Annotated in this window: 17 protein-coding genes; 11 read left to right on the top strand and 6 right to left on the bottom strand. The window is 70.2% G+C overall.

Annotated features, from left to right (window positions below; translation table 11 throughout):
* Nucleotides 1–7 precede the first annotated feature (7 nt).
* The gene (locus PARN5_RS0117485; protein WP_018001066.1) at nt 8–730 is read left to right on the top strand and encodes a hypothetical protein; all 723 of its coding nucleotides are present in this window, start codon (nt 8–10) and stop codon (nt 728–730) included.
* On the opposite strand, the gene PARN5_RS0117490 is transcribed toward PARN5_RS0117485, so the two are convergent.
* Together PARN5_RS0117490 and PARN5_RS22545 are read right to left on the bottom strand one after the other, a co-directional pair.
* On the bottom strand, nt 727–2,616 hold the full coding sequence (locus tag PARN5_RS0117490; RefSeq protein ID WP_018001067.1) for a BTAD domain-containing putative transcriptional regulator: 1,890 nt from the start codon (nt 2,614–2,616) through the stop codon (nt 727–729). The genes PARN5_RS0117485 and PARN5_RS0117490 overlap by 4 nt on opposite strands.
* A 108-nt stretch (nt 2,617–2,724) precedes the next feature.
* On the bottom strand, nt 2,725–3,615 hold the full coding sequence (locus tag PARN5_RS22545; protein WP_018001068.1) for a DMT family transporter: 891 nt from the start codon (nt 3,613–3,615) through the stop codon (nt 2,725–2,727).
* A 468-nt stretch (nt 3,616–4,083) separates the two neighbouring features.
* On the opposite strand from PARN5_RS22545, the gene PARN5_RS22550 reads away from it, so the two are divergent.
* From PARN5_RS22550 to PARN5_RS0117525, 6 genes are all read left to right on the top strand, one after another.
* On the top strand, nt 4,084–4,677 hold the full coding sequence (locus tag PARN5_RS22550; RefSeq protein WP_018001069.1) for an AraC family transcriptional regulator: 594 nt from the start codon (nt 4,084–4,086) through the stop codon (nt 4,675–4,677).
* A gap of 126 nt (nt 4,678–4,803) precedes the next feature.
* A complete protein-coding gene (locus PARN5_RS0117505; RefSeq protein ID WP_018001070.1) occupies nt 4,804–6,900 on the top strand; it encodes a TonB-dependent siderophore receptor in 2,097 nt (698 codons plus the stop codon).
* A complete protein-coding gene (locus tag PARN5_RS0117510; RefSeq protein ID WP_026155539.1) occupies nt 6,894–7,787 on the top strand; it encodes an ABC transporter substrate-binding protein in 894 nt (297 codons plus the stop codon). Before PARN5_RS0117505 ends, PARN5_RS0117510 begins: the two co-directional genes overlap by 7 nt.
* Complete coding sequence (gene fhuB, locus PARN5_RS0117515; protein WP_018001072.1) at nt 7,784–9,760, top strand: Fe(3+)-hydroxamate ABC transporter permease FhuB; 1,977 nt, start codon at nt 7,784–7,786, stop codon at nt 9,758–9,760. The genes PARN5_RS0117510 and fhuB overlap by 4 nt, the downstream gene beginning before the upstream one ends.
* The gene (locus PARN5_RS0117520; RefSeq protein WP_018001073.1) at nt 9,757–10,533 is read left to right on the top strand and encodes an ATP-binding cassette domain-containing protein; all 777 of its coding nucleotides are present in this window, start codon (nt 9,757–9,759) and stop codon (nt 10,531–10,533) included. Before fhuB ends, PARN5_RS0117520 begins: the two co-directional genes overlap by 4 nt.
* Nucleotides 10,534–10,556: 23 nt before the next feature.
* Nucleotides 10,557–12,257, top strand: a complete 1,701-nt coding sequence (locus PARN5_RS0117525; protein ID WP_026155540.1) for an ABC transporter ATP-binding protein — start codon at nt 10,557–10,559, stop codon at nt 12,255–12,257.
* A 177-nt stretch (nt 12,258–12,434) separates the two neighbouring features.
* On the opposite strand, the gene PARN5_RS0117530 is transcribed toward PARN5_RS0117525, so the two are convergent.
* A complete protein-coding gene (locus PARN5_RS0117530; protein ID WP_018001075.1) occupies nt 12,435–14,483 on the bottom strand; it encodes a TonB-dependent receptor in 2,049 nt (682 codons plus the stop codon).
* A 143-nt stretch (nt 14,484–14,626) separates the two neighbouring features.
* Between PARN5_RS0117530 and PARN5_RS0117535 the strand changes: the two genes are divergently transcribed.
* The 4 genes from PARN5_RS0117535 to PARN5_RS0117550 are packed head-to-tail and all read left to right on the top strand — an operon-like array spanning nt 14,627 to nt 18,379.
* The gene (locus tag PARN5_RS0117535) at nt 14,627–15,667 is read left to right on the top strand and encodes a hemin-degrading factor (RefSeq protein WP_018001076.1); all 1,041 of its coding nucleotides are present in this window, start codon (nt 14,627–14,629) and stop codon (nt 15,665–15,667) included.
* A complete protein-coding gene (locus PARN5_RS0117540) occupies nt 15,664–16,539 on the top strand; it encodes an ABC transporter substrate-binding protein (RefSeq protein WP_018001077.1) in 876 nt (291 codons plus the stop codon). Before PARN5_RS0117535 ends, PARN5_RS0117540 begins: the two co-directional genes overlap by 4 nt.
* Nucleotides 16,539–17,609 carry an iron ABC transporter permease gene (locus PARN5_RS0117545; protein WP_018001078.1) on the top strand — a complete coding sequence of 357 codons (1,071 nt, stop codon included), beginning with the start codon at nt 16,539–16,541 and terminating at the stop codon, nt 17,607–17,609. Before PARN5_RS0117540 ends, PARN5_RS0117545 begins: the two co-directional genes overlap by 1 nt.
* Entirely contained in the window at nt 17,606–18,379 is a 774-nt protein-coding gene (locus tag PARN5_RS0117550) for a heme ABC transporter ATP-binding protein (RefSeq protein WP_018001079.1), read from the top strand. Before PARN5_RS0117545 ends, PARN5_RS0117550 begins: the two co-directional genes overlap by 4 nt.
* On the opposite strand, the gene PARN5_RS0117555 is transcribed toward PARN5_RS0117550, so the two are convergent.
* The 3 genes from PARN5_RS0117555 to PARN5_RS0117565 form a co-directional block, all read right to left on the bottom strand.
* On the bottom strand, nt 18,376–19,302 hold the full coding sequence (locus PARN5_RS0117555; protein ID WP_018001080.1) for an MYG1 family protein: 927 nt from the start codon (nt 19,300–19,302) through the stop codon (nt 18,376–18,378). The genes PARN5_RS0117550 and PARN5_RS0117555 overlap by 4 nt on opposite strands.
* A 94-nt stretch (nt 19,303–19,396) precedes the next feature.
* A complete protein-coding gene (locus tag PARN5_RS0117560) occupies nt 19,397–19,993 on the bottom strand; it encodes an HNH endonuclease (protein ID WP_018001081.1) in 597 nt (198 codons plus the stop codon).
* 138 nt (nt 19,994–20,131) lie between these two features.
* Complete coding sequence (locus PARN5_RS0117565; protein WP_018001082.1) at nt 20,132–20,452, bottom strand: multidrug efflux SMR transporter; 321 nt, start codon at nt 20,450–20,452, stop codon at nt 20,132–20,134.
* Nucleotides 20,453–20,494: the final 42 nt, after the last annotated feature.

The following is a 20,494-nucleotide window of genomic DNA, read 5'->3' on the forward strand; positions in this document are numbered from 1 at the left end:
AACAAGAATGACAGGGAACAAGTACATCATCATCGGGGCCGAGGTCGACCAGGCCGAGGCCTTCCTGCACGACGACGGCAGCATCACCGACAGGAAGGGCGCCGACGGCGTGCCCTTGAACGTGGAATTCATCGGCCGGCTGATGGTCGAGCTGTCGCAGCGCGGCAAGTCGGGCGTGCCCAGGGCCGAGCTCGAGGCGCTGGAGGACCGGGTGCGACGCGCGCTGGTGGTGCAGGATTTCTCGACCCAGAGCGGCGGCGCGGCGCTGAGCGATGCCGAGCGCGAGGCGATCCTGGACGGCACCACCGTGCGCATCGAGTTCGAAAGCCGCAGGCGCGGCAGCAAGAAGCCCGACCGCAACACCCGCATCCTGGTGGTGCCCTCGGACGAGACGCTGGCGATTACCGACGCGATGCTGAAGGCGCAGGGCGAGGCCGAGGGGTTCCGCCCGCCGCTGTCCTATGAGCTGGACCGGGCGCTGATGCTCGCCAGCATGAAGTCCGAGATCCTGGAGATGGTGCGCGAGTTCGCGGCCGAGAACCACCCGGACTGGACCTCGGGCCTGCAAGCGGCGCTGGAGGACCACATGGAAAAGGCCATCGCCAGCCGCAGCCAGTTCAAGGACGGCGCCGGCCAGCCGGCCAAGGACGTCAAGAACGAGATCATGTCGAGCCCGCTGCGCGCCTTTCACCGCTCGGTCGGGATCTATGCCACGAATATGTGCCGCTAGGCCGGAAAGCGGCTGCGGGCGGCGGCGACCTGTTCCAGGGTCTGGCGCAGATCCTGGCGCCATTCCTCGCGCCGCAGCGGAAACACCGACAGGAACCAGTCCAGCAATTCGGCATCGCTGGCCTGCGGCGGGCCGTGCCATTGCCGGCGCAGCTCGGCCAGATAGGCGTGATAGCGGCGGGCGGCGGCCTCGGGCCGGCCCAGCTTCCACAGCGCCGCGCTGTGCCAGCCGCCGACGGTCGGCATCAGCGCGCCCCGCCCCTCGCATTGCGTCGCCGTCGAGGCATGGTCGCCGCGCAGATAATCCACCGCCGCCAGATAGATCTGGTGGAAGGGCTCCATGACCTCGGCATGGCTGCGCGCCTCGGCCGCCAGCGTGCCCGCCTTGGCCAGATCGCCCGCGAAGGCGAAGCCAAGCGCGCAGGAGGCCAGCGTCAGCGGGCTGTTGCGGTTCAGGTTCAACGCCTGGTCGAAATGGAATTCGGCCAGGTCGAAATAGCCCAGGTGGCAGAAGCACCAGGCCAGCACGCGATGCGCCCGCGTGTCCAGGGGATCGGCCGAGACCGCGACGATGGCGTGATGCATGGCGTCGCGCTTCAGCTCCTCGGTCTGGAAGGTGCCGGGCAGCAGCACGTGGCGCACGTTCAGCGCGCCGGCGAGTTCCGCATGGGCGGCGCCGAAACGCGGCGCCTCCTCGGTGATCTGGCGCAGGATCGCCAGCGCCTCGGCCTCGGTCTCGGGTGACCAGCGGTCGAGAAGCGCCTGGGCCTTGAGCCAGCTGTCATAGATGCCCGAGCCTGAATCGGCCAGCGCCCGGTCCGAGACCACCACCGACAGCGCGTTGGCGATGTTCGACAGCAGGATACGCACCTTGCGTTCCCAGTCGGTCTGCGGCTGATCGACCCATTCCGACCAGACCAGCTGGCCGCCGGCGCCGCGCTTGACCTCGACGAAAAGCCGCAGGCTGCGCGCCAGGCAGAAGGCCTGCAGGGTGACGCGGATCTGCGCGGGCTCGGGCCCGTCCTCGATGATCGACCATTCGCGGAACCGCGCCATCCGCATGCGCAGGTCGGAAAACAGCACGTTGATCAGGCTGTCCTGCGCCTGCGCCTCGCCCTCGACCGGCGCCAGCGTGACGGACAGCCCAACCTGCGGCGCCCGCGCGCGTGCCTGGGCATGGCGGGTGCCGCCGGCGGGGCCCAGCTTGATCGCGGCCAAAAGCTCGACCGTCTCGGCCTCGGGCTCCTGGTCGAAGGCCTCGTCGAGATGGGCGTAAAGCGTATTGTAGCGCTCGATGGCCCGGGTCGCGTGGCCGGCCTGCCAGTCGAGCCGCATCAGAAGCCGCGTCGCCGCCTCGTTCGAGGGTTCCAGCGCGGTGGCGAATTCCGCCAGCGCGCGCTGCGCCTCGGGCTGGCTGTCGCCCAGCTCCGCCAGCCGGCGGTCCAGCACCTGGCGCACGGCGGCCAGCAGGCCCGCGCGGGTGATGGCAAGCCAGCTGTCGAACGAGGCGCTGGTGCCTTCCAGCTGCACGGTCTGGTCGATCAGCAGCCGGACGCGGGCGACCTCCTCGGCGTCCCAGCCCGGCCCGGACAGCGGCGCGGCCAGCGCCTCGGCCAGCACGAAGCCCGGCGGCAGGCGCAGCGCGATCTCGCCGGCGCTGGTCTCCAGCGCCAGGCCCGGGATTTCCTCCATGGCGCGGCGGATGTGCTTGACCGCCTGGCGATAGGAAGCCGAGGCCTTGTGCTCCTCGGATTGCTGCCAGAACAGGTCGGTGACCTTTTCGGTGCGATGCACCGGCGCGCGGTCGGCCAGCAGGAAATACAGCAGCGCCCGGGCCTTGCGCAGGCGCAGGGAGTCCAGAAGCCGCAAGAGATCGTCGAGCCGCATCCGATACCCATGCCAGACAGTCACGCGCTTTCGTCATAGCGCAGGCATCGGCGCGGGTCCATTGCGGCGCGGGCGGCCCGCGCAGGGCGGGCGGCGGATTGCCGCGGATCAGGGCTGCGCCGGGACCGGCCTGCGCGGCACCCGTGCAAACATCACCACATTGCCCAGCATGGCAAGCCCCAGGCCGACAAAGCCGGTCCAATGCCAGACATAGCCCTCGAACAGCGTCGAGAGGATCAGCGCCACGATCGGGAACAGCACCGTCGCATAGGCGGCGCGGGACGAGCCGATGCGTGCCACCATCAAGAGATAGGTGGTGAAGGCCAGCACCGAGCCGGGCAGCGCCAGGTAAAGCAGCGCGCCCAGATAGCGGGCGTCGGGCGGCGCCACCACGGGCGTGCCGGTCAGGGCGATCAGCCCGGCCAGCGCCAGCGCGCCATAGGCCATGCCCCAGGCGGTGGCGATGCTGGGCGGCAGCCCGGCCGCGCTGTTCCTGCGCGAGACCATGTTGCCCAGCGAAAAGAACATCGTGCCCAGCCCGGCCAGCGCCAGCCCGCGCAGCGTGCCCGCCGCCTCGGTCTGCGCCAGGTCGCCGCCGAAGAGCAGCGCCACCCCGCCCGCGCCAAGCGCCGCCGCCAGCACCGTCCGCGCCGAGATCGCGTCGCCGAAGAAGATCCGCGCATTCACCGCGTTGAAGATCGAGGCCAGCGAGAACACCACCGACAACAGCCCCGACGGGATGTATCGGGCCGAGGCATAGAAGCACAGGAAGTTCAGGCAGAACAGGCACAGCGCCTGCGCCACGACCCAGGGCTGGTCGCGCCGGCTCGGCAGCCGCAGCCGGCCAAGCGCCGCCAGCAGCAGCAGATAGACCGCCCCCGCCAGCGCGAAGCGATAGAAGACCGAGACCAGCACCGGCACCGGCCCGACCTGAAAGGCGATGGCGATCCAGGTTGCACCCCAGATCAGGACGGTGGTGGCGAAAAGCAGCAGGTTCATGGGCGTTCTCATGGGCAGTTTGGCGGCAGTTCGGCGGCAGTTCGGCGCGACACTAGCGCGCCGCGGCCGGGCGGGATTGCACGATCTTGCGGCGATCCGCCGGCCGGCTTCGCGGGCCTGCGCATTTCCCGCTTTCCGCGCCGCGCGCCCGGGCCTAGTTTCGCGCCATGACCGACCAGTCGCTGCCCATCTCGGCCTATCTCGCGCGCGCGCCGCATGCGCGCCGGCTGGGCCATGTCGAGCTGGGTTTCGGCTGCTCGGCCACCGTCTGGCAGAACCGCGATGCCCGCATCCGCTATGACGATCCGCAGGGCCATACGCTGAGCTTCTATACCCGGGGCGGCGGCGGGACGCGCCGGCTGGATGGCGCCGGTGCCGCGGCGGGACCGGGCTGGCCGGGGGCGGTCTGCCTGATGCCGCAGGGCCAGGCCTCGGAATGGCAGATCGGCGCCAGTTTCGAATTCGTGCATGCACCTGCCCGACGAGGCGCTGCGGCGCAGCTTCGCCAGCACCTGCGACCGCGACGCCCGGCTGCTGCAACCGGCCGACCTGACCTATGTCGAGGCCCCGGCGCTGGCCGCGCCGTTTCGCGCGCTGCACGACGCGACCCGCGCCGGGGCCCGGCTGGCGGCCGAGGGCGCCATGCACGACATCCTGGGCCTGGTCTTCGCCGACCGCCGCTATGGCGCCGGGCTGCGCCTGCCGCTGACCGGCGGCCTGGCGCCGCGGCGACGCCGGCTGGTGCTGGACCATATCGAGGCGAACCTGGCCGGGCCGCTGCACCTGCACGACCTGGCGGCGCTGGCCGGGCTGAGCCCGTTCCATTTCCAGCGCAGCTTCCGCGCCAGTTGCGGCGTGTCGCCCCATCGCTGGATCGCGGCCCGGCGCATCGAACGGGCGCGGCGGCTGCTTGGCTCGGGCGAGCCGCTGGCGCGTATCGCGCTGGATTGCGGCTTTGACAGCCAGAGCCATTTCACCCGCGTCTTCAAGGCCGCCATGGGCATGACCCCCGGCCGCTACCGCATGGCGCTGGGCGCCGCGCCGCCGCCGCGCGCGACGTAAATCTGCCACAGGGCCGGCCGGATCATGTTACCGCAACCAGCTTTCGGTTTGCGGCGCGGGCTGAACTATAGCAAATCTGTCAGGAATCATTCGCGCCCGACGCGCCATCAACCGAGAGGATCGCTCATGACCCGTCCGACCCGCGCGGCGCTGCTTGCCGGAACCAGCGCCCTGTGCCTGTCGCTGCCCGCCTTGGCGCAGGAGGCGGCCGCCCCCGAGGCCATCACGCTCGACACCATCACGCTGACCGCGACCACCGATACCTCGGTCCAGGCCGAGGGCTATGTCAGCCCCTACAGCCAGGCCGCGACCAAATCCGATACGCCGGTGGCCGAGATGCAGCAATCCGTCTCGGTCGTCACCACCCAGCAGATCAAGGACCAGGGCGCGCAGAACCTGGGCCAGGCGCTGGGCTATACCGCCGGGGTCCACGCGGAACCCTTCGGCAAGGATCCGCGCTTCGACACGCCCTATGTCCGGGGCTTCAAGGCGGAACACGCGCAATATGTGAACGGCCTGCGCCAAGGGCGCTATTTCGGCGCCATCAAGCAGGAACTCTATGGCATGCAGCAGATCGAGGTGCTGCGCGGCCCGTCCTCGTCGCTCTATGGCGCGGGCTCGCCCTTGGGCGTCATCAACATGGTGCAGAAACGCGCCCAGGCCTATGACATGGCCGAGGCGGGCATCGGCTATGACAGCAACCACAGCACGCAGTTGTTCTTCGACGTGAACCGCGCGGCAAGCGACACGCTGGCCTGGCGCATCACCGGCATCGGCCGCGACGACAGCACGCAGATCGAGGATCTGACCAACAAGGGCGGCTATCTGGCCGGCGCCCTGCGCTGGACCCCGGATGACGCGACCACCATCGACTTCCTGGCCACCTATACCAACGACGCGCCGATGCCGCCGACGGGCGTGCCCTTCGCGCTGACCGGAACCGGCCATGACGAAGACCTGCGCGAGATCTATACCGGGCAGAAGGACTGGGACGACAGCGACCGCAAGTCCTATAGCTTCGGTGTCGAGTTCAGCCATGAATTCGACAGCGGCTGGACGCTGAGCCAGGGCTTCCGCTACGAAAGCCTCGACTGGAACTATCGCACCACCTATGCGACCGGAGTGACCGGCCCGACGACCTTCGGCCGGGGGTCGAGCGAGCAGCTGGAGGACAGCGACACCATCGCTCTCGATACCCGCCTCTCTGGCGAGGTGACGACCGGGCAGATGACGCACAGGCTGCTCTTCGGCGCCGACATGCGCAAATACGACGCCCATGAAAGCAGCCAGTTCTTCACCGCCGCCGATATCGACTGGGCGGATCCCGACTATTATGTCGATGCGCGCACGCCCTATGCCCCGCCGAATGCCGGGCCGTCGCTGCTGCGCCAGGCCGGCATCTATGCCCAGGACGAGATCGAATACGGCAACTGGCGCGGCTCGCTGGGCCTGCGCTACGACTGGGTCAAGCAGACGGGCGAGCGCTACGGCTCGGTTTCGGAATACAAGGAGAACAAGGTCACCGGCCGCGCCGGCCTGGGCTATCTGATGGCGAACGGGGTGATGCCCTATGTCAGCTATTCGACCTCGTTCGACCCGCAGGCCGGGCTGGATATCGACGACAACGTGCTGCGCCCGACCGAGGGCAAGCAATGGGAAGCCGGCGTCAAGTATCAGCCGCAATCCTTCGACGGGCTGATCAGTCTGGCGGTCTATGACCTGCGCCAGACCAACGTGAACCGCACAGTCGATCTGCCCGACGGGCCGGGCAGCGGCATCCGCCAGATCGGCGAGGTCCACTCGCGCGGGATCGAACTCGAGGCGACGGCCGAACTGGCCGAGGGCTGGAAGCTGCGCGGCGGCTATGCCTACAACAAGACCGAGCAGAAGGCCCCGGCCACCGACCCGCTGAACGGCAAGGAACTGGCCGATGCGCCGCGCCACCTGGCCAGCCTGTGGCTTGACCGCGACTTCGGCAACGGTCTGCGCCTGGGCGGCGGCGTGCGCTACATCGGCTCGCGCTTCATCGACGCGACGAACAGCGCCAAGCTGGACAGCGTGACCCTGGTCGACCTGGGCGGCAGCTATACCTATCGCAATGTCGAGGGTTCGCTCAACATCACCAACCTGACCGACGAGGTCTATGTCGGCGCCTGCGGCTTCTCCTATTGCTCCTATGGCGAGGGCCGGACGATCCAGGCGCGGCTGACCTACAAGTGGTAGCGGCGCGCGCCCCGGGCCTCGGCCGGCGCGCCTTTCTTTGCTCCGTCGCCGCGCTCGCGGCGGCGGGGCCTGCGTTTGCGCAGCAGTCCTTGCGCCTCGCCGCCATCGACTGGGCGATGATGGAGACCGCCGTCGCGCTGGGACACATGCCCGTCGCGGCCTGCGAGTTGGTGCGCTATCGCCAGGACACCACCGAGCCGCGGATCCCCGCCTCGGTCACCGACCTGGGTCTGCGCGGCGCGCCGAATTACGAATTGCTCCAGCTGATGCGGCCGGACCTGATCCTCAGCTCGACCTTCTATCCGGCGCATGAGGCGCAGCTCAGCCGCATAGCGCCGGTGCTGTCGCTGCCCTTCTACATCCCGGGCGAGCCGCCGCTGCCCAAGGCGCTGGCGGCGCTCGCGGACCTGGCCGCGCGCATCGGCGACGCGCCGGCGGGCCGCACCGCGCAGATGGAAGCCGAGGCGCGGCTGGATGTGCTGGCCGCCCGGCTGGCCGGCTTCCGCGACCGGCCGGTGGCACTGATCGACATCGGCGACGCCCGCCACCTGCGCGCCTTCGGCTATGACAGCATGTTCGGCAATGTGCTGGAACGGCTGGGGCTGGGCAACGCCTGGACCGAGCGCACCGCCTTCAGCTTCCGCGCGCCCCTGCCGCTGGAGCGGCTGGCCGCCATGCCCGAGGCGCGGCTGGTCATCGTCGGCGAGATCCCGGTCGAAGCCCGCACCGGGCTGAGGCGCAGCATCCTGTGGCAGGCGCTGCCGCCGGTGGCGCAGGGCCGGCTCTACCGGATCCCCGCGGTCAATGCCTTCGGCGGCACGCCCTCGGCGCTGCATTTCGCCGAACTGCTGGCGCAGGCCTTCCAGACCGGACCCGCCGCGACATGAGCCGGACCGCCCGGATCGTCCTGCCCCTTGCCGCCGCGCTGGCGCTGGCGCTTTGGCTTGCCGCCGCGCGGCAGCTGCTGCCTTGGGCCGACTGGCCGGCCTGGCCGCTCGACCCGCAGGCGATGGATCTGCACCAGATCCTGCTGGGCTTCGGCCTGATGCCGCGCGGGGCGATCGCGCTGGTCGCGGGCGCGGCGCTGGGACTGTCGGGCGCGATCCTGCAGGCGGTGCTGCGCAACCCGGTGGCCGATCCGACGACGCTGGGCATCTCGGCCGGGGCGCAGCTTGCGCTGGTCATGGCGACGATCTTTGCCCCGGCGATGCTGGACCAGGGCCGCTGGCCGGTCGCCATGGCGGGCGCGGGCTCGGCCGCCGCGCTGGTCATGGCCATCGGCGCGCGGCGCGCCTTCGCGCCGGTGACCATGGTCATCGCCGGGATGCTGGTCGGCATGACCGCCTCGGCCATCGCCACGGCGATCACGCTGGCGCGCGGCGAATACCTGCTGTCGCTGGTGATCTGGAACGGCGGCGCGCTGGTGCAGCAGGACTGGGCCGGCACCCGGGCGCTGGCGCTGGTGCTGGCCCTGGGTGCGCTGGGGGCGGCAGCGCTGGCGCGCCCGCTGCGGGTGCTGTCGCTGGGCGCCGAGGGCGCGCGCGGCCTGGGGCTGAACATCGCGCTGGTGCGCGGCACGGCCGTGGCGCTGGCGGTGGCGCTGGCGGGCGCGGTCTCGGCCGAGCTGGGGCTGATCGGCTTCGTGGGCCTGGCCGGTCCGGCGCTGGCCCGGACGCTGGGCGCGCGCAACATGGCGCAGGTGCTGTGGCTGGCGCCGCTGATCGGGGCGTTGATCCTGTCGGTCTGCGACGGGGTGGTGCTGGCGCTGGCCGGCGCCGGCGGCGAGATGTTCCCGACCGGCGCCCTGACCGGGCTGATCGGCGGGCCGCTGCTGATCTGGCTGCTGCCGCGCCTGCGCGGCTCGACCCCGCCCGGGACCGAGGCGGCCGAGGGCCCGGCGCCGCGCCTCGACCGCCCCGGCCGGGTGCTGGTCGCGCTGGCGCTGGCGGCCGCGGCCATGGCGCTGCTGCTGGTCTGGATCGGCCGGCTGCCGGGCGGCTGGGCCGTGCTCGACTGGCAGAGCTTCCGCGCCTTCCTGCCGCTGCGCCTGCCGCGGCTCATTGCCGCCGGCGCGGCCGGGGCGGCCTTGGCCATGGCGGGCGCGATCCTGCAGCGGCTGACCGCCAATCCGCTGGCCTCGCCCGAGGTGCTGGGCGTCTCGGGCGGCGCGGCCATCGGCTATGCGGCGACGCTTTTCGCGGTGACGGCGCCGGGACAGGGGCCGCTGACGCTGGGCACCATGGCCGGCGCGGCGCTGGCACTGGCCCTGGTCGCGACCTATGCCCGCCGGCGCGACATGCCGGCCGAGCGCGTGCTGCTGGCCGGCATCGCGGTGTCGGCCATGGCGGCAGCGGTGCTCTCGGCGATCATGGCGACCGGCAGTCCGCAAAGCTGGCAGGTGCTGGCCTGGCTCAGCGGCTCGTCGAGCAAGGTCGGCCCGGTGCAGGCGGCGGCGCTGAGCGCCATCGCCGGGGCCGTCGCGGCGGCGGCCTGGCTTAGCCGGCGCTGGCTCGCCACCCTGCCGCTCGGCCCCGAGGTCGCGGCCGGGCTGGGCCTGCCCCTGGTGCGGGCGCGGCTGGCGCTGATCCTGGTCGCGGGACTGGCCACGGGCGCGGCCAGCGTGCTGGTCGGCCCGCTCAGCTTTACCGGGCTGATGGCGCCGCATCTGGCGCGGCGGCTGGGGCTGGCGCGGGCATGGGACCATGTGCTGGGCGCGGCGCTGATCGGGGCGCTGCTGATGATCGCCGCCGATTTTGGTGCGCGCATGGCGGGCTTTCCCTATGAACTGCCGCTGGGGCTGTTCGCCTCGCTTCTGGGGGCGCCCTGGCTGATCTGGCTGATGATGAGGGGGGGACGATGACGGCTGCGCTGTTTTCGATCGAGGGGCTGTCCCTGGACGTGCCGGGCCGGCGGCTGCTCGACGGGCTGACGCTGGCGCTGCCGGCCGGGCAGATGGTGGCGCTGATCGGGCATAACGGCTCGGGCAAGTCGACGCTGCTCAAGGTGCTGGCGCGGCAGGTGGCGGCGACGGCGGGCCGCGTCGCCTTCAACGGCCGCGCGCTGGCCGACTGGCCGGCCCGCGACTATGCCCGGTCGCTGGCCTTCCTGCCCCAGACCACGCCCCCGGCCGAAGGCATGCTGGTGCGCGAGCTGGTGGCGCTGGGACGCTATCCCTGGCATGGCGCTCTGGGGCGCTTCGGCCCCGAGGATCGCGCCGCGGTCGAGGCCGCGATGGCCGAATGCGGCGTCGCCGCTTTCGCCGACCGGCTGGTCGATACCCTGTCCGGGGGCGAAAGGCAGCGGGTGTGGCTGGCGATGATGGTGGCGCAGCAGGCGCAGACGCTGCTGCTGGACGAGCCGATCTCGGCCCTCGACATCGCGCATCAGGTCGAGGTGCTTTCCCTCGTGCGCAGAATGTGCCACGCACAGGGCCGCAGCGCGGTGATCGTGCTGCACGAGGTCAACATGACCGCGCGGTTCTGCGATCATGTGGTGGCGCTGAAGGGCGGGCGGCTGGTCATGCAGGGCACCACCGCCGCGCTGATGCGTCCCGAGGTGCTGGCCGAGATCTATGGCCTGCCGATGCAGGTGCTGCGGCGCGAGAATGGCGAGGCCGTCGCCGTTCCCGCCTGAAAAGGGAAGTGGAAGTCATGGCCATGCTGCGCGCGTTCTTCGCCTATTACCGGCCCTGGATGGGGCTTTTCTGGCTGGATTTCGGCTGCGCCGTCGTCTCGGGCCTGCTGGAGCTGGCCTTTCCGCTGGCGATCACCGGCTTCATCGACCGACTGCTGCCGCAGGGCAACTGGACGCTGACCGTGGCCGCCGCCGTGGGTCTTCTGGTGCTCTACCTGGTGAACTCGGGGCTGATGGCGGTGGTGGTCTATTGGGGCCACAAGCTGGGCATCAATATCGAGACCGAGATGCGCGCCCGCGCCTTCGACCACCTGACGCGGCTGTCGTGGCGCTGGTATGACCGCGCCCGCACCGGCAAGCTGGTCGCCCGCGTCACCCGCGACCTCGAGGAGATCGGCGAGGTCGCCCATCACGGACCCGAGGATGCGATCATCGCCATCATGACCTTCGTCGGCGCCTTCGTGCTGATGTTCTGGATCCATCCGCAACTGGCCTTCATCGTGGCGCTGGTGGTGCCGGCGATGCTGGCGCTGATCGTGATCTATGGCGGCAAGATGACCCAGACCTGGCGCGCGATCTATTCCCGCGTCGGCGATTTCAACGTCCGGCTGGAAGAGGCCCTGGGCGGCGTCCGCGTCGTCCAGGCCTTCGGCAACGAACGCCACGAGAGCGAGCTTTTCGCCAGCGACAACCAGAATTACCGCGCGACGAAGCTGGAGGCCTACAAGGTCATGGCCACGGTCTCGGCCCTGCAATACATGGGGCTGCGGCTGGTGCAGGTCGTGGTCATGGTGGTCGGCGCCTGGTTCGTGCTGCAGGGCTCGCTGACGACCGGCGGCTTCGTCGGCTTCCTGGTGCTGGTCGGCGTGTTCTATCGTCCGCTGGAAAAGATCGCCGCGGTGATCGAGACCTATCCGCGCGGCATCGCCGGCTTCCGCCGCTATCAGGAGCTGCTCGCGACCGAGCCCGAGATCGCCGATGCCCCGGGCGCCATCCCGGCGCCGGCGCTGAAGGGCGACATCCGCTTCGAGGGCGTGAGCTTCGCCTATGACGCGACGCGGCCGATCCTGACAGGGATCGACCTCGACATCCGCGCCGGCGAGACGGTGGCCTTCGTCGGCCCCTCGGGCGCGGGCAAGACCACGCTGCTGGCGCTGCTGCCGCGCTTCTACGAGCCGACCGCGGGGCGGATCACCGTGGACGGGATCGCGCTGGACCGGATGCAGCTGAACAGCCTGCGCCGCCAGATCGGGCTGGTCAGCCAGGACGTGTTCCTGTTCGGCGGCACCTTGCGCGAGAACATCGCCTATGGCCGGCTGGGCGCCACGGATGCCGAGATTCTGGAGGCGGCGCGCCAGGCCCAGCTGGGCCCGATGATCGAGACCCTGCCCGAGCGGCTGGACACCGTCGTCGGCGAGCGCGGCGTGATGCTGTCGGGGGGGCAGAAGCAGCGCGTGGCGATCGCGCGGGCGTTCCTGAAGAACCCGCCGATCCTGATCCTGGACGAGGCGACCTCGGCGCTGGACAGCCAGACCGAGCGCGAGATCCAGGCGGCGCTGGATGCGCTGGCGGTCGGGCGCACCACGCTGGTCATCGCGCATCGGCTGGGCACCATCCGCCACGCCGACCGCATCGTCGTGATGGCCGGCGGCCGCATCGTCGAGACCGGACCGCATGAGGGGCTGATTGCCCGGGGCGGGGTCTATGCGGGGCTGGCGCGTTGACGGCACGCTTGCCGTTTCGGGTATTTGGGAAACGGTGAAACGGCGGGCGCATCGCGCGTGGCGGGCTGGCTGAATTGGGTATTTGGGGAGCAAAGAAGCGGCGGGCTTTCGTGCGGAGAAAAGGGAACGGCCAGCCGGGTGGGGCTGGCCGTCGGTCGTTCGGTGCTGGCGGGCGCTTCAGAAGCTGCGCGAGACCGAGAGCTTGAGGTTGCGGCCGGGCGCCGGGCCGGTGAGCCAGGTTGCGGGCGTGTAGTCGCGGTCGGTGACATTGTCGACGCCCATATGGACCTCGATGCCTTCGAGTTGACCGCCCTGCGGCTGCCAGGTCGCGAAGACGTCGTGCACGCCATAGCCCGCGCGGCGATCCCCTTCCGGCTTGTCGCGGCCCGCGGCGAGCGTGCTGCGCAGACCGATGCGCCAGGTGTCATTCGCCTGCCAGATCGCCGAAAGCGTGAGCCGGTTGTTCGGCAGCGTGTCGAGGTCGGCGCCGTCCTGGTCCTCGCCATTCACCACCGAGACCGCGGCGCCCAGTTCCCAAGCCGCGATAGAATAGCTGGCCTCGAGTTCGCCGCCGCGCAGATAGGCGCGGTCGATGTTGACATAGGCGGGCACCGGCGCGGGCGCATTGGTGCGCACGATCATGTCGTCGATATGGTTGCGGAACAGCGTGAGCTTCACCACCGCCTCGTCGCCCGCGGCGAGCACGCCGCTGCCGCGATAGGACAGGCCCAGCTCGATGTTCTTGCCCTTCTCGTCCTTCAGGTCGCCCGAGGGCGCGCCGCCCATGAAGCTGTCGTAAAGTTCGTCCACCGTCGGCATGCGGTTCACGAAGGCCACCGAGCCGAAGACCGACAGGCTGTCGTTCAGCCGGTAGATGGCGGCGACCTGCGGCTCGATCGATTCCGAACTGTAGTCGTCATCCGTCACCGTGACCGAGGATTTCGGCTCGGTGCGCTGCTTTTCATAACGCAGGCCGGAATTGACCGTCAGATTGCCCCAGGTCAGTTCGGACAGCGCATAGGCGCCCCAGCTGCGGGTATAGGCCTCGGGGTGCGAGCTGGAGGGCACGCTGGAGGAGCGGTCCTGTTTCAGCACCTCGGCGCCGGTGGTCAGGTGATGCTCGTAGCCGGCGCCCGACAGGTCCGCGATATTGCGCAGCTTGAACTTCCACAGCCGGTAATCGCGTTCGCCCAGAAGCGAATCCATGATCGGCTCGTCCGGGTCGTTGCCCTGTCGCACGTCCTTGAGCGTATTGGTATAGGACAGCGTCGCCGTCAGGTCGACATAGCGGTTGTCCTGCGGGTTCCAGCCCCAGATCAGCCGCGCGGTCTGGTCGCGGGTGGTGATGTCGCCGACGCCCCAGCCGGGGAAGCCCGGGAACAGCCCGGCCTGCGCGCCTTCGAGCTGGTTGAAGTCCTGGTCGTCGCCCTTGGCCTCGAGATGCTGGTAGGAGAAGGCGACATAGTGGTCGCCGAAGGTTTTCTTCGCCTTCAGCAGCAGGTTGGGCGTCCTGGAATTCGCGCGCACCGTGGTGTTGCCGTCGGCATCCTTGGTGTCGCCGAGCTTGCGCCAGGCGAAGGCGGCCAGGGCCTCGAAATCCTCGGCCGGGCGCCAGCCGAGCGCGACGCTGCCCAGCACGGTGTCCGGGTTGCTGGCATAGCCCAACTTGGCCTTGCCGCCGAAATTCTTGCCGGGGGCGATCAGATCGCCGGCCTCGATGGTCTCCATGGCGATCACGCCGCCGAGCGCGCCCGAGCCGTAGAGCGTGGAGGAGCCGGGTCCGCGCAGCACCTCGACCTGGCGCAGGAAGTCCGGCTCGACGAACAGCGCGCCCTGGCGATAGGATTCGTAGTATTTTTTCTCGCCGTCGATCAGTTGGACGATGCCGGCCTCGGAGGCGGCGGCGCTGGACGAGCCGAAGCCGCGGATGTTGAAGCCCTGGCCGAAGAAGCTGCCCGAGCCGACGCCGGCGACGCCGGGCACGGTCGAGAGCACCTCGCCGATATGCGTCGCCTCGATGTCGTCAAGCTGCTGGCCGTCCACGACCGAGACGGATTGCGGCACCTCGGAGGCGACCTTGGGCTTGCCGGCGCGCAGCACCAGTTGGTCCAGCACGAAGGTTTGCGGCGCGGCGTCCTGCGCCCAGGTCGGGCCGGCGAGCGTCATGGTGGTCAGGCAGGTCGAGCCGGCAAGCAGCGCGCCCAGAAGCAGGTGGCGTGGCATCATGTCCCCGTGGTCTTGTCAGGAAAGTTACGGCTGGCCACGGGGCTGGCATCTTGCGCTGGGTAAATTAATCCTAGTAAATCTGTCAATGATTCCCTGCCGATCATCCCGGCTGTCCCGGGAGCAATCCAGCGAAAGGCCCGAGCATGAGCCAATATTCCCCCGAAGACCTGCGCCGCCTGGCGGCCGAGGACGCGGGCCGACCCTTCGACCTGGCCGAGCGTCTGGGCGTGCCCGAAGCGGCGCTGGTCGCGGCCGAGACCGGGCGCGGCGTCACCCGCATCGACGCCACGCCCGGCCGGCTGATCCCGATGGTGCAGGCCCTGGGCGAGGTCATGGCCCTGACCCGCAACCGGTCCTGCGTGATCGAGAAACTCGGCACCTACAACGACTTCCACGACGGCGAACATGCCGCGATGACGGTGGATCAGGAGATCGACCTGCGCATGTTCCCGCGCCACTGGGTGCATGGCTTTGCCGTCGAGAAGGCGGGCGATGCCGGCATCCGCCGCTCGATCCAGGTTTTCGACGCGGCCGGCGATGCCATCCACAAGATCCATCTGCGCGAGGGCTCGGACCTGGGCGCCTGGGCCGCGCTGAAGCAGGCGCTGGCGCTGCCGGAGCAGCGAGACAGCAGCGAATTTGCCCCGCGCGCGCCGGTCGAGCCGGCCAAGGCCGCGCCCGAGCGGGTCGAGGCGCTGCGCCGCGAGTGGTCCGAGATGACCGACACGCATCAGTTCAACATCCTGATCCGCCGGCTGAAGATGAACCGGCTGGGCGCCTATCGCAGCATCGGCGCGCCCTTCGTGCGGCCGCTTTCGGTCGAGGCGGTGCCGGCGCTGATCGCGCGCGTGCAGGCCGAGGGCTGCGGCGTGATGATGTTCGTCGGCAACCAGGGCTGCATCGAGATCCATTCGGGCCGGTTCGAGACCCTGCGGCCGATGGGCCCGTGGCTGAACGTCATGGACCCGCGCTTCAACCTGCACCTGCGCGGCGATCACGTGGCCGAGGTCTGGGCGGTGGAAAAGCCGACCAAGCGCGGCCCGGCGCTCTCGGTCGAGGCCTTCGACGCCGAGGGGGCGCTGATCTTCCAATGCTTCGGGTTGCGGCCCGAAAAGGGCGGCGACGCGGCGCAATGGGCGGCGCTGGTCGGGGCCCTGCCCGCGCTGGCCGAGGCCGCGGAATGACGCGGCTGGCGCTTCTCGCGCTGCTGCTGGCCGGGACCGCCCATGCGCAATCCTGGCCCGAGGCCAGGCGCGTGCTGCCGCTGGGCGGTTCGGTCACCGAGATAGTCTATGCGCTCGGCGAGCAGGACCGGCTGGTCGGGCGCGACACCACCTCGAACTGGCCGCCCGAGGCGAATGCCCTGCCCGATGTCGGCTATGTGCGGGCGCTGGCGCCGGAGGGGGTGCTGTCGGTCTCGCCCGACCTGATCATCGCCGAGGATGGCGCCGGCCCGCCCGAGGCGGTTTCGGTGCTGAAGGCGGCGGGCGTGCCCTATGTCACGGTGGACGAGAGCTATGACGCCGAGGGTGTGCTGAAAAAGGTCGACGCGGTCGCCGGCGCCCTGGGTGTCGCCGAAAAGGGCCGCGCGCTGCATGAGAAGCTGGCGGCCGACCTGAAGGCGGCGGCGGAACGCTCAGCCACCGTCGGCACGCCGAAGAAGGTGCTGTTCGTGCTGTCCCTGCAAGGCGGCCGCGTGATGGCGGGCGGCACCGGCACGGCCGCCGACGGCATCATCCGGCTGGCCGGCGCGGAAAACGCCATGGCGCAGATCCAGGGCTACAAGCCCTTGACCGACGAGGCGGTGATCCAGGCGGCGCCGGACGTGATCCTGATGATGCGGCGCGGCGACGACAAGGCCGATGCCGAGGCCAATGGCGGCAACAGCCACACGGCGGCGAAACAGGCGGCGCTGGCCATGCCGGCGCTGGCCCAGACCCCGGCCGGCCGCGACGGCGCGCTGGTGATGATGGACGGGCTGAAGCTGCTCGGCTTCGGGCCGCGCACCGGCGAGGCCGCGGTCGAACTGCACGACCTGATCTACGCCGGGTCGTGATGGTGGCCCTGCACCCCGAAGGCGCGCGCATCGAGGGTGACCGCGGCCCGCGCGCCCGCCGGCTGTGCCTGGCGCTGGCGCTACTGCTGGTGGCGGTGGCGCTGGTCTCGCTGGGCTGGGGCGCCTCGGGCACCTCGCTCATGCGGGCGGTGTCGGACTGGCTGGCCGGGCGCGAGCTGGCGGTGCAGGACCGGGTGGTGCTGATGGACATCCGCCTGCCGCGGGTGCTGATGGGCATGGTCGTCGGTGCCTCGCTCGCGGTCTCGGGCGCGGTGATGCAGGGGCTGTTCCGCAACCCGCTGGCCGATCCGGGCATCGTCGGCGTCAGTGCCGGCGCCTCGCTGGCGGCGATCTGCGCCATCGTGCTGGGCTCGGCGCTGCCGGCCGGGATCGCGGCGCTGTTCGGCTGGTATCTGGTGCCGGTCGCGGCCTTTTTCGGCGGCTGGGTCACGACGCTGCTGCTTTACCGCATCGCCACGCGGCGCGGCCGCACCTCGGTCGCGACCATGCTGCTGGCCGGGATCGCGCTCGGGGCGATCATGGGGGCGTTTTCGGGGCTCCTGGTGTTCCGCGCCACCGATGCCGAGCTGCGCGACCTGACCTTCTGGGGCCTGGGCTCGCTGGCCGGGGCGAACTGGCCCAAGCTGATCGCCGGGGCGCCGATCATGATGCTGGCGCTGGTCTTTGCGCCCATGCTGGCGCGCGGCCTGAACGCGCTGGCCCTGGGCGAGGCCGCCGCCGGCCATGTCGGCATCCGCGTGCAGCGGGTCAAGAACCTGGCCATCCTGACCGTGGCCGGCGCCACCGGCGCCGCGGTCGCGGTCTCGGGCGGGATCGGCTTCGTCGGCATCGTGGTGCCGCATCTGTTGCGGCTGATCAGCGGACCGGATCACCGCTGGCTGCTGGTCAACTCGGCGCTCCTGGGGGCGGTCATGCTGCTGGGCGCCGACATGGTCAGCCGCACCGTGGTCGCGCCGGCCGAGCTGCCCATCGGCATCGTCACCGCCATCATGGGCGGGCCGTTCTTCCTGTGGATCCTGTTGCGCAATCGCGGAGTGCTGGACCTGTGAGCCTGATCGCCCGCGACATCCATGTCAGCCTGGGCCGAAAGCCGGTGCTGCACGGCGTCGACCTGACCGCCCGTGCCGGCGAGGTCACGGCCATCGTCGGCCCGAACGGCTCGGGCAAGACCACCCTGATGCGCTGCCTGACCGGCGAGCTGGCCTGCAAGGGCCGGATCAGCTTGGGCGATCGCGACCTGGCCGCCATGCCGCCCGAGGAGCAGGCCCGGCGCCGGGCGGTGCTGCCGCAGGCGGCGGCGCTGTCCTTTCCCTTTACCGTGGCCGAGGTGGTCCGCATCGGGTTGGAGGCGCGCGGCGAACGGGCCGAGGCGCTGGTCCCGGCCGCGCTGGCTGCGGTGGACCTGCCCGGCTTCTCGGGCCGGCTCTATCAGGAACTGTCGGGCGGCGAGCAGCAGCGGGTGCAACTGGCCCGGGTGCTGGCGCAGGTCTGGCAGCCGGTCGACGAGTCGGGGCCGCGCTGGCTGCTGCTGGACGAGCCGGTCAGCAGCCTCGATATCGCGCATCAGCTGGTGGTGATGCGCCTTGCCGCCGATTACGCCAGGCGCGGCGGCGGCGTGGTGGCGGTGCTGCACGACCTGAACCTGACCGCGCTTTTCGCGCAGAACCTGCTGCTGATGAGCGGCGGGCGCGTGCTGCATCAGGGCCCCGCGGCCGAGGTTCTGACCGATGACTTCCTGTCGCGGGCCTATGGCTGCCGGCTGCGGGTGAACGCCGTGCCAGAGAGCGGCATCTGGGTGCTGCCCCACGCCGCTGCCTAGGGCGCCTCGGCCTCGCGCACGGCGATGCGGGCCATCGCGAGGATGGCCTCGCGTGTCTCGGCCACGGCGATGAAGCGGCCATTGTGGCAGAAGCGCGCGCCCGGCACGCCCGAGGCGGCTTCCAGCGCCGCATCGGTCAGCCCGGCCCAGGCCTTGGGCAGGTCGGCGCGCTGCGCGAAACCGTCCTCGGCCTTGCGGATGCCGGTCAGCGCCCAGTCGCGCTCGCGCGGGTGGATGACGAACAGCAGGTGATCGGCGCCCGCCTTCTCGATGGCGGCGCGGAACGGCATGCCCTGCGGCAGCTCCAGCACCCGCGCGGTGCCGGCATCGGCGATGGCGCGCAGCACGACGGCCTCGGCCCGGGCCTTGGCGGCCTTGCGGCGGATGCTGGCCTCGACGAAGGCCTGGGCGATGGCTTGCGCGTCGGCAAAGGCTTGGGCCTCGGCCTGCGGGTCGGGATCGTCGAAGACCGGCTTCAGGCTTTCCAGGAGCATCGGCAGGGTCAGGTCGGCCAGCAGCGGCCCGGCGGTCGAGGGGTCCAGCGCGCCATTGTCCATCAGGTCGATCGGCAGCACGAAGCCCGCGTCGAAATCGGCGTGGATCGCCTCGACATCCGGCTCGGGCACCGCCAGGGCGCGCAGGTAGCCGCGGCCGAAATGCCGCCAGACCAGCCCGAAGGAGCTGAGCGGCCGGCCATCCTCGCGCAGCGGCGCCGGGCGCTGGTGATGGTCGAAAACCCCGGCCTGCGCGTCATAGGCCCGGCCGACGTCATAGATGAGCCGGTCGGGCGCGGGCGTGATCCAGGCCGCGTCGCGGCTGCGCACCAGCCGGGCGTCCGGGAACAGCCGCGCCAGGATCACCGTCGACAGCAGCTCATCGGCGTGAAAGCCGCCGGAATGGGTCACGAGAAAGGAAATGGTCATGGAATGCGGCCCTTGAAGGTCAGACGCGGCCCCGGATGGCGCGCCGCCCGGCCCTTAGCCGAAAAATCCCCGGCGCGGAATGGCCGTCCACGCGTCACTCGGCCAGCAGCTCCGTGTCCCAGTAAAGATAGTCCATCCAGCTTTCATGCAGGTGGTTCGGCGGAAAGCGCCGGCCGACGGCATGCATTTCCTCGGGGCTGGGCCGGCGCGGCGGCTGGCGCAGCTTCAGCCCGGAGTGGCGCAGCGACTTGTTGGCCTTTTTCAGGTTGCAGGGCGAACAGGCCGCGACGACGTTCTCCCAGCTGGTCACCCCCCCGCGCGAGCGCGGGATGACGTGGTCGAAGGTCAGATCGCCCTTGGCGCCGCAATACTGGCAGCAGAATTCGTCCCGCAGAAAAAGATTGAAGCGCGTGAATGCCACGCGCTTCTGGGGTTTGACGAAATCTTTCAGCACCACGACCGAGGGGATGCGTATGCTTTGCCTCTGGCTTCGCACCACCTCGTCATATTCGGCGATGATCTGCACCCTGTCGAGGAATACCGCCTTGATCGCCTCCTGCCAGGGCCAGAGCGACAGGGGGTAATAGCTCAGCGGTCGGAAATCGGCGTTCAGCACCAATGCGGGATGTCGGCGCAGGCTTGAGGGTTCCCGCACGAATTGGGTTCGAAAATCGCCGTGGTCATCCAGCATCGGCACCTCGTTTCGCCCTGCCCGGAACTCGTCGTCTTCTGTTGCCCCGACTATATATCGCGGCGGCGGGCTGACAAGTCCCCGATATGTGCCCGGGGATCAATTAAACGCGGGCCGTGACGCGGGTGTGACAACAGGTCAGTGCGGCGAGGCGATCTTCAACAGCACCAGCCCCGACAGGATCAGCGCCGCCGCGACCAGCCGCAGCGGGTCGCCGGATTCGCCCAGCAGCGCGATGCCGACCAGAAACGAGCCGACCGCGCCGATGCCGGTCCAGATCACATAGGCCGTGCCCAGCGGCAGCACCTTCATCGACAGCGACAGGAACCAGAAGCTGACCAGCATGGTGCCCAGGGTCACGGCGGTATAGATCGGCCGGCTGAAGCCCTCGGACTGCTTCATGGCATAGGCCCAGACCACCTCCAGCAACCCCGCAACGATCAGATAGACCCACGCCATGCCGTCCCCTCTTTTCCGCGCCGCTCTGGCCGCCATGGGAAA

The sequence above is a fragment of the Paracoccus sp. N5 genome (assembly GCF_000371965.1).
Taxonomy (GTDB): domain Bacteria; phylum Pseudomonadota; class Alphaproteobacteria; order Rhodobacterales; family Rhodobacteraceae; genus Paracoccus.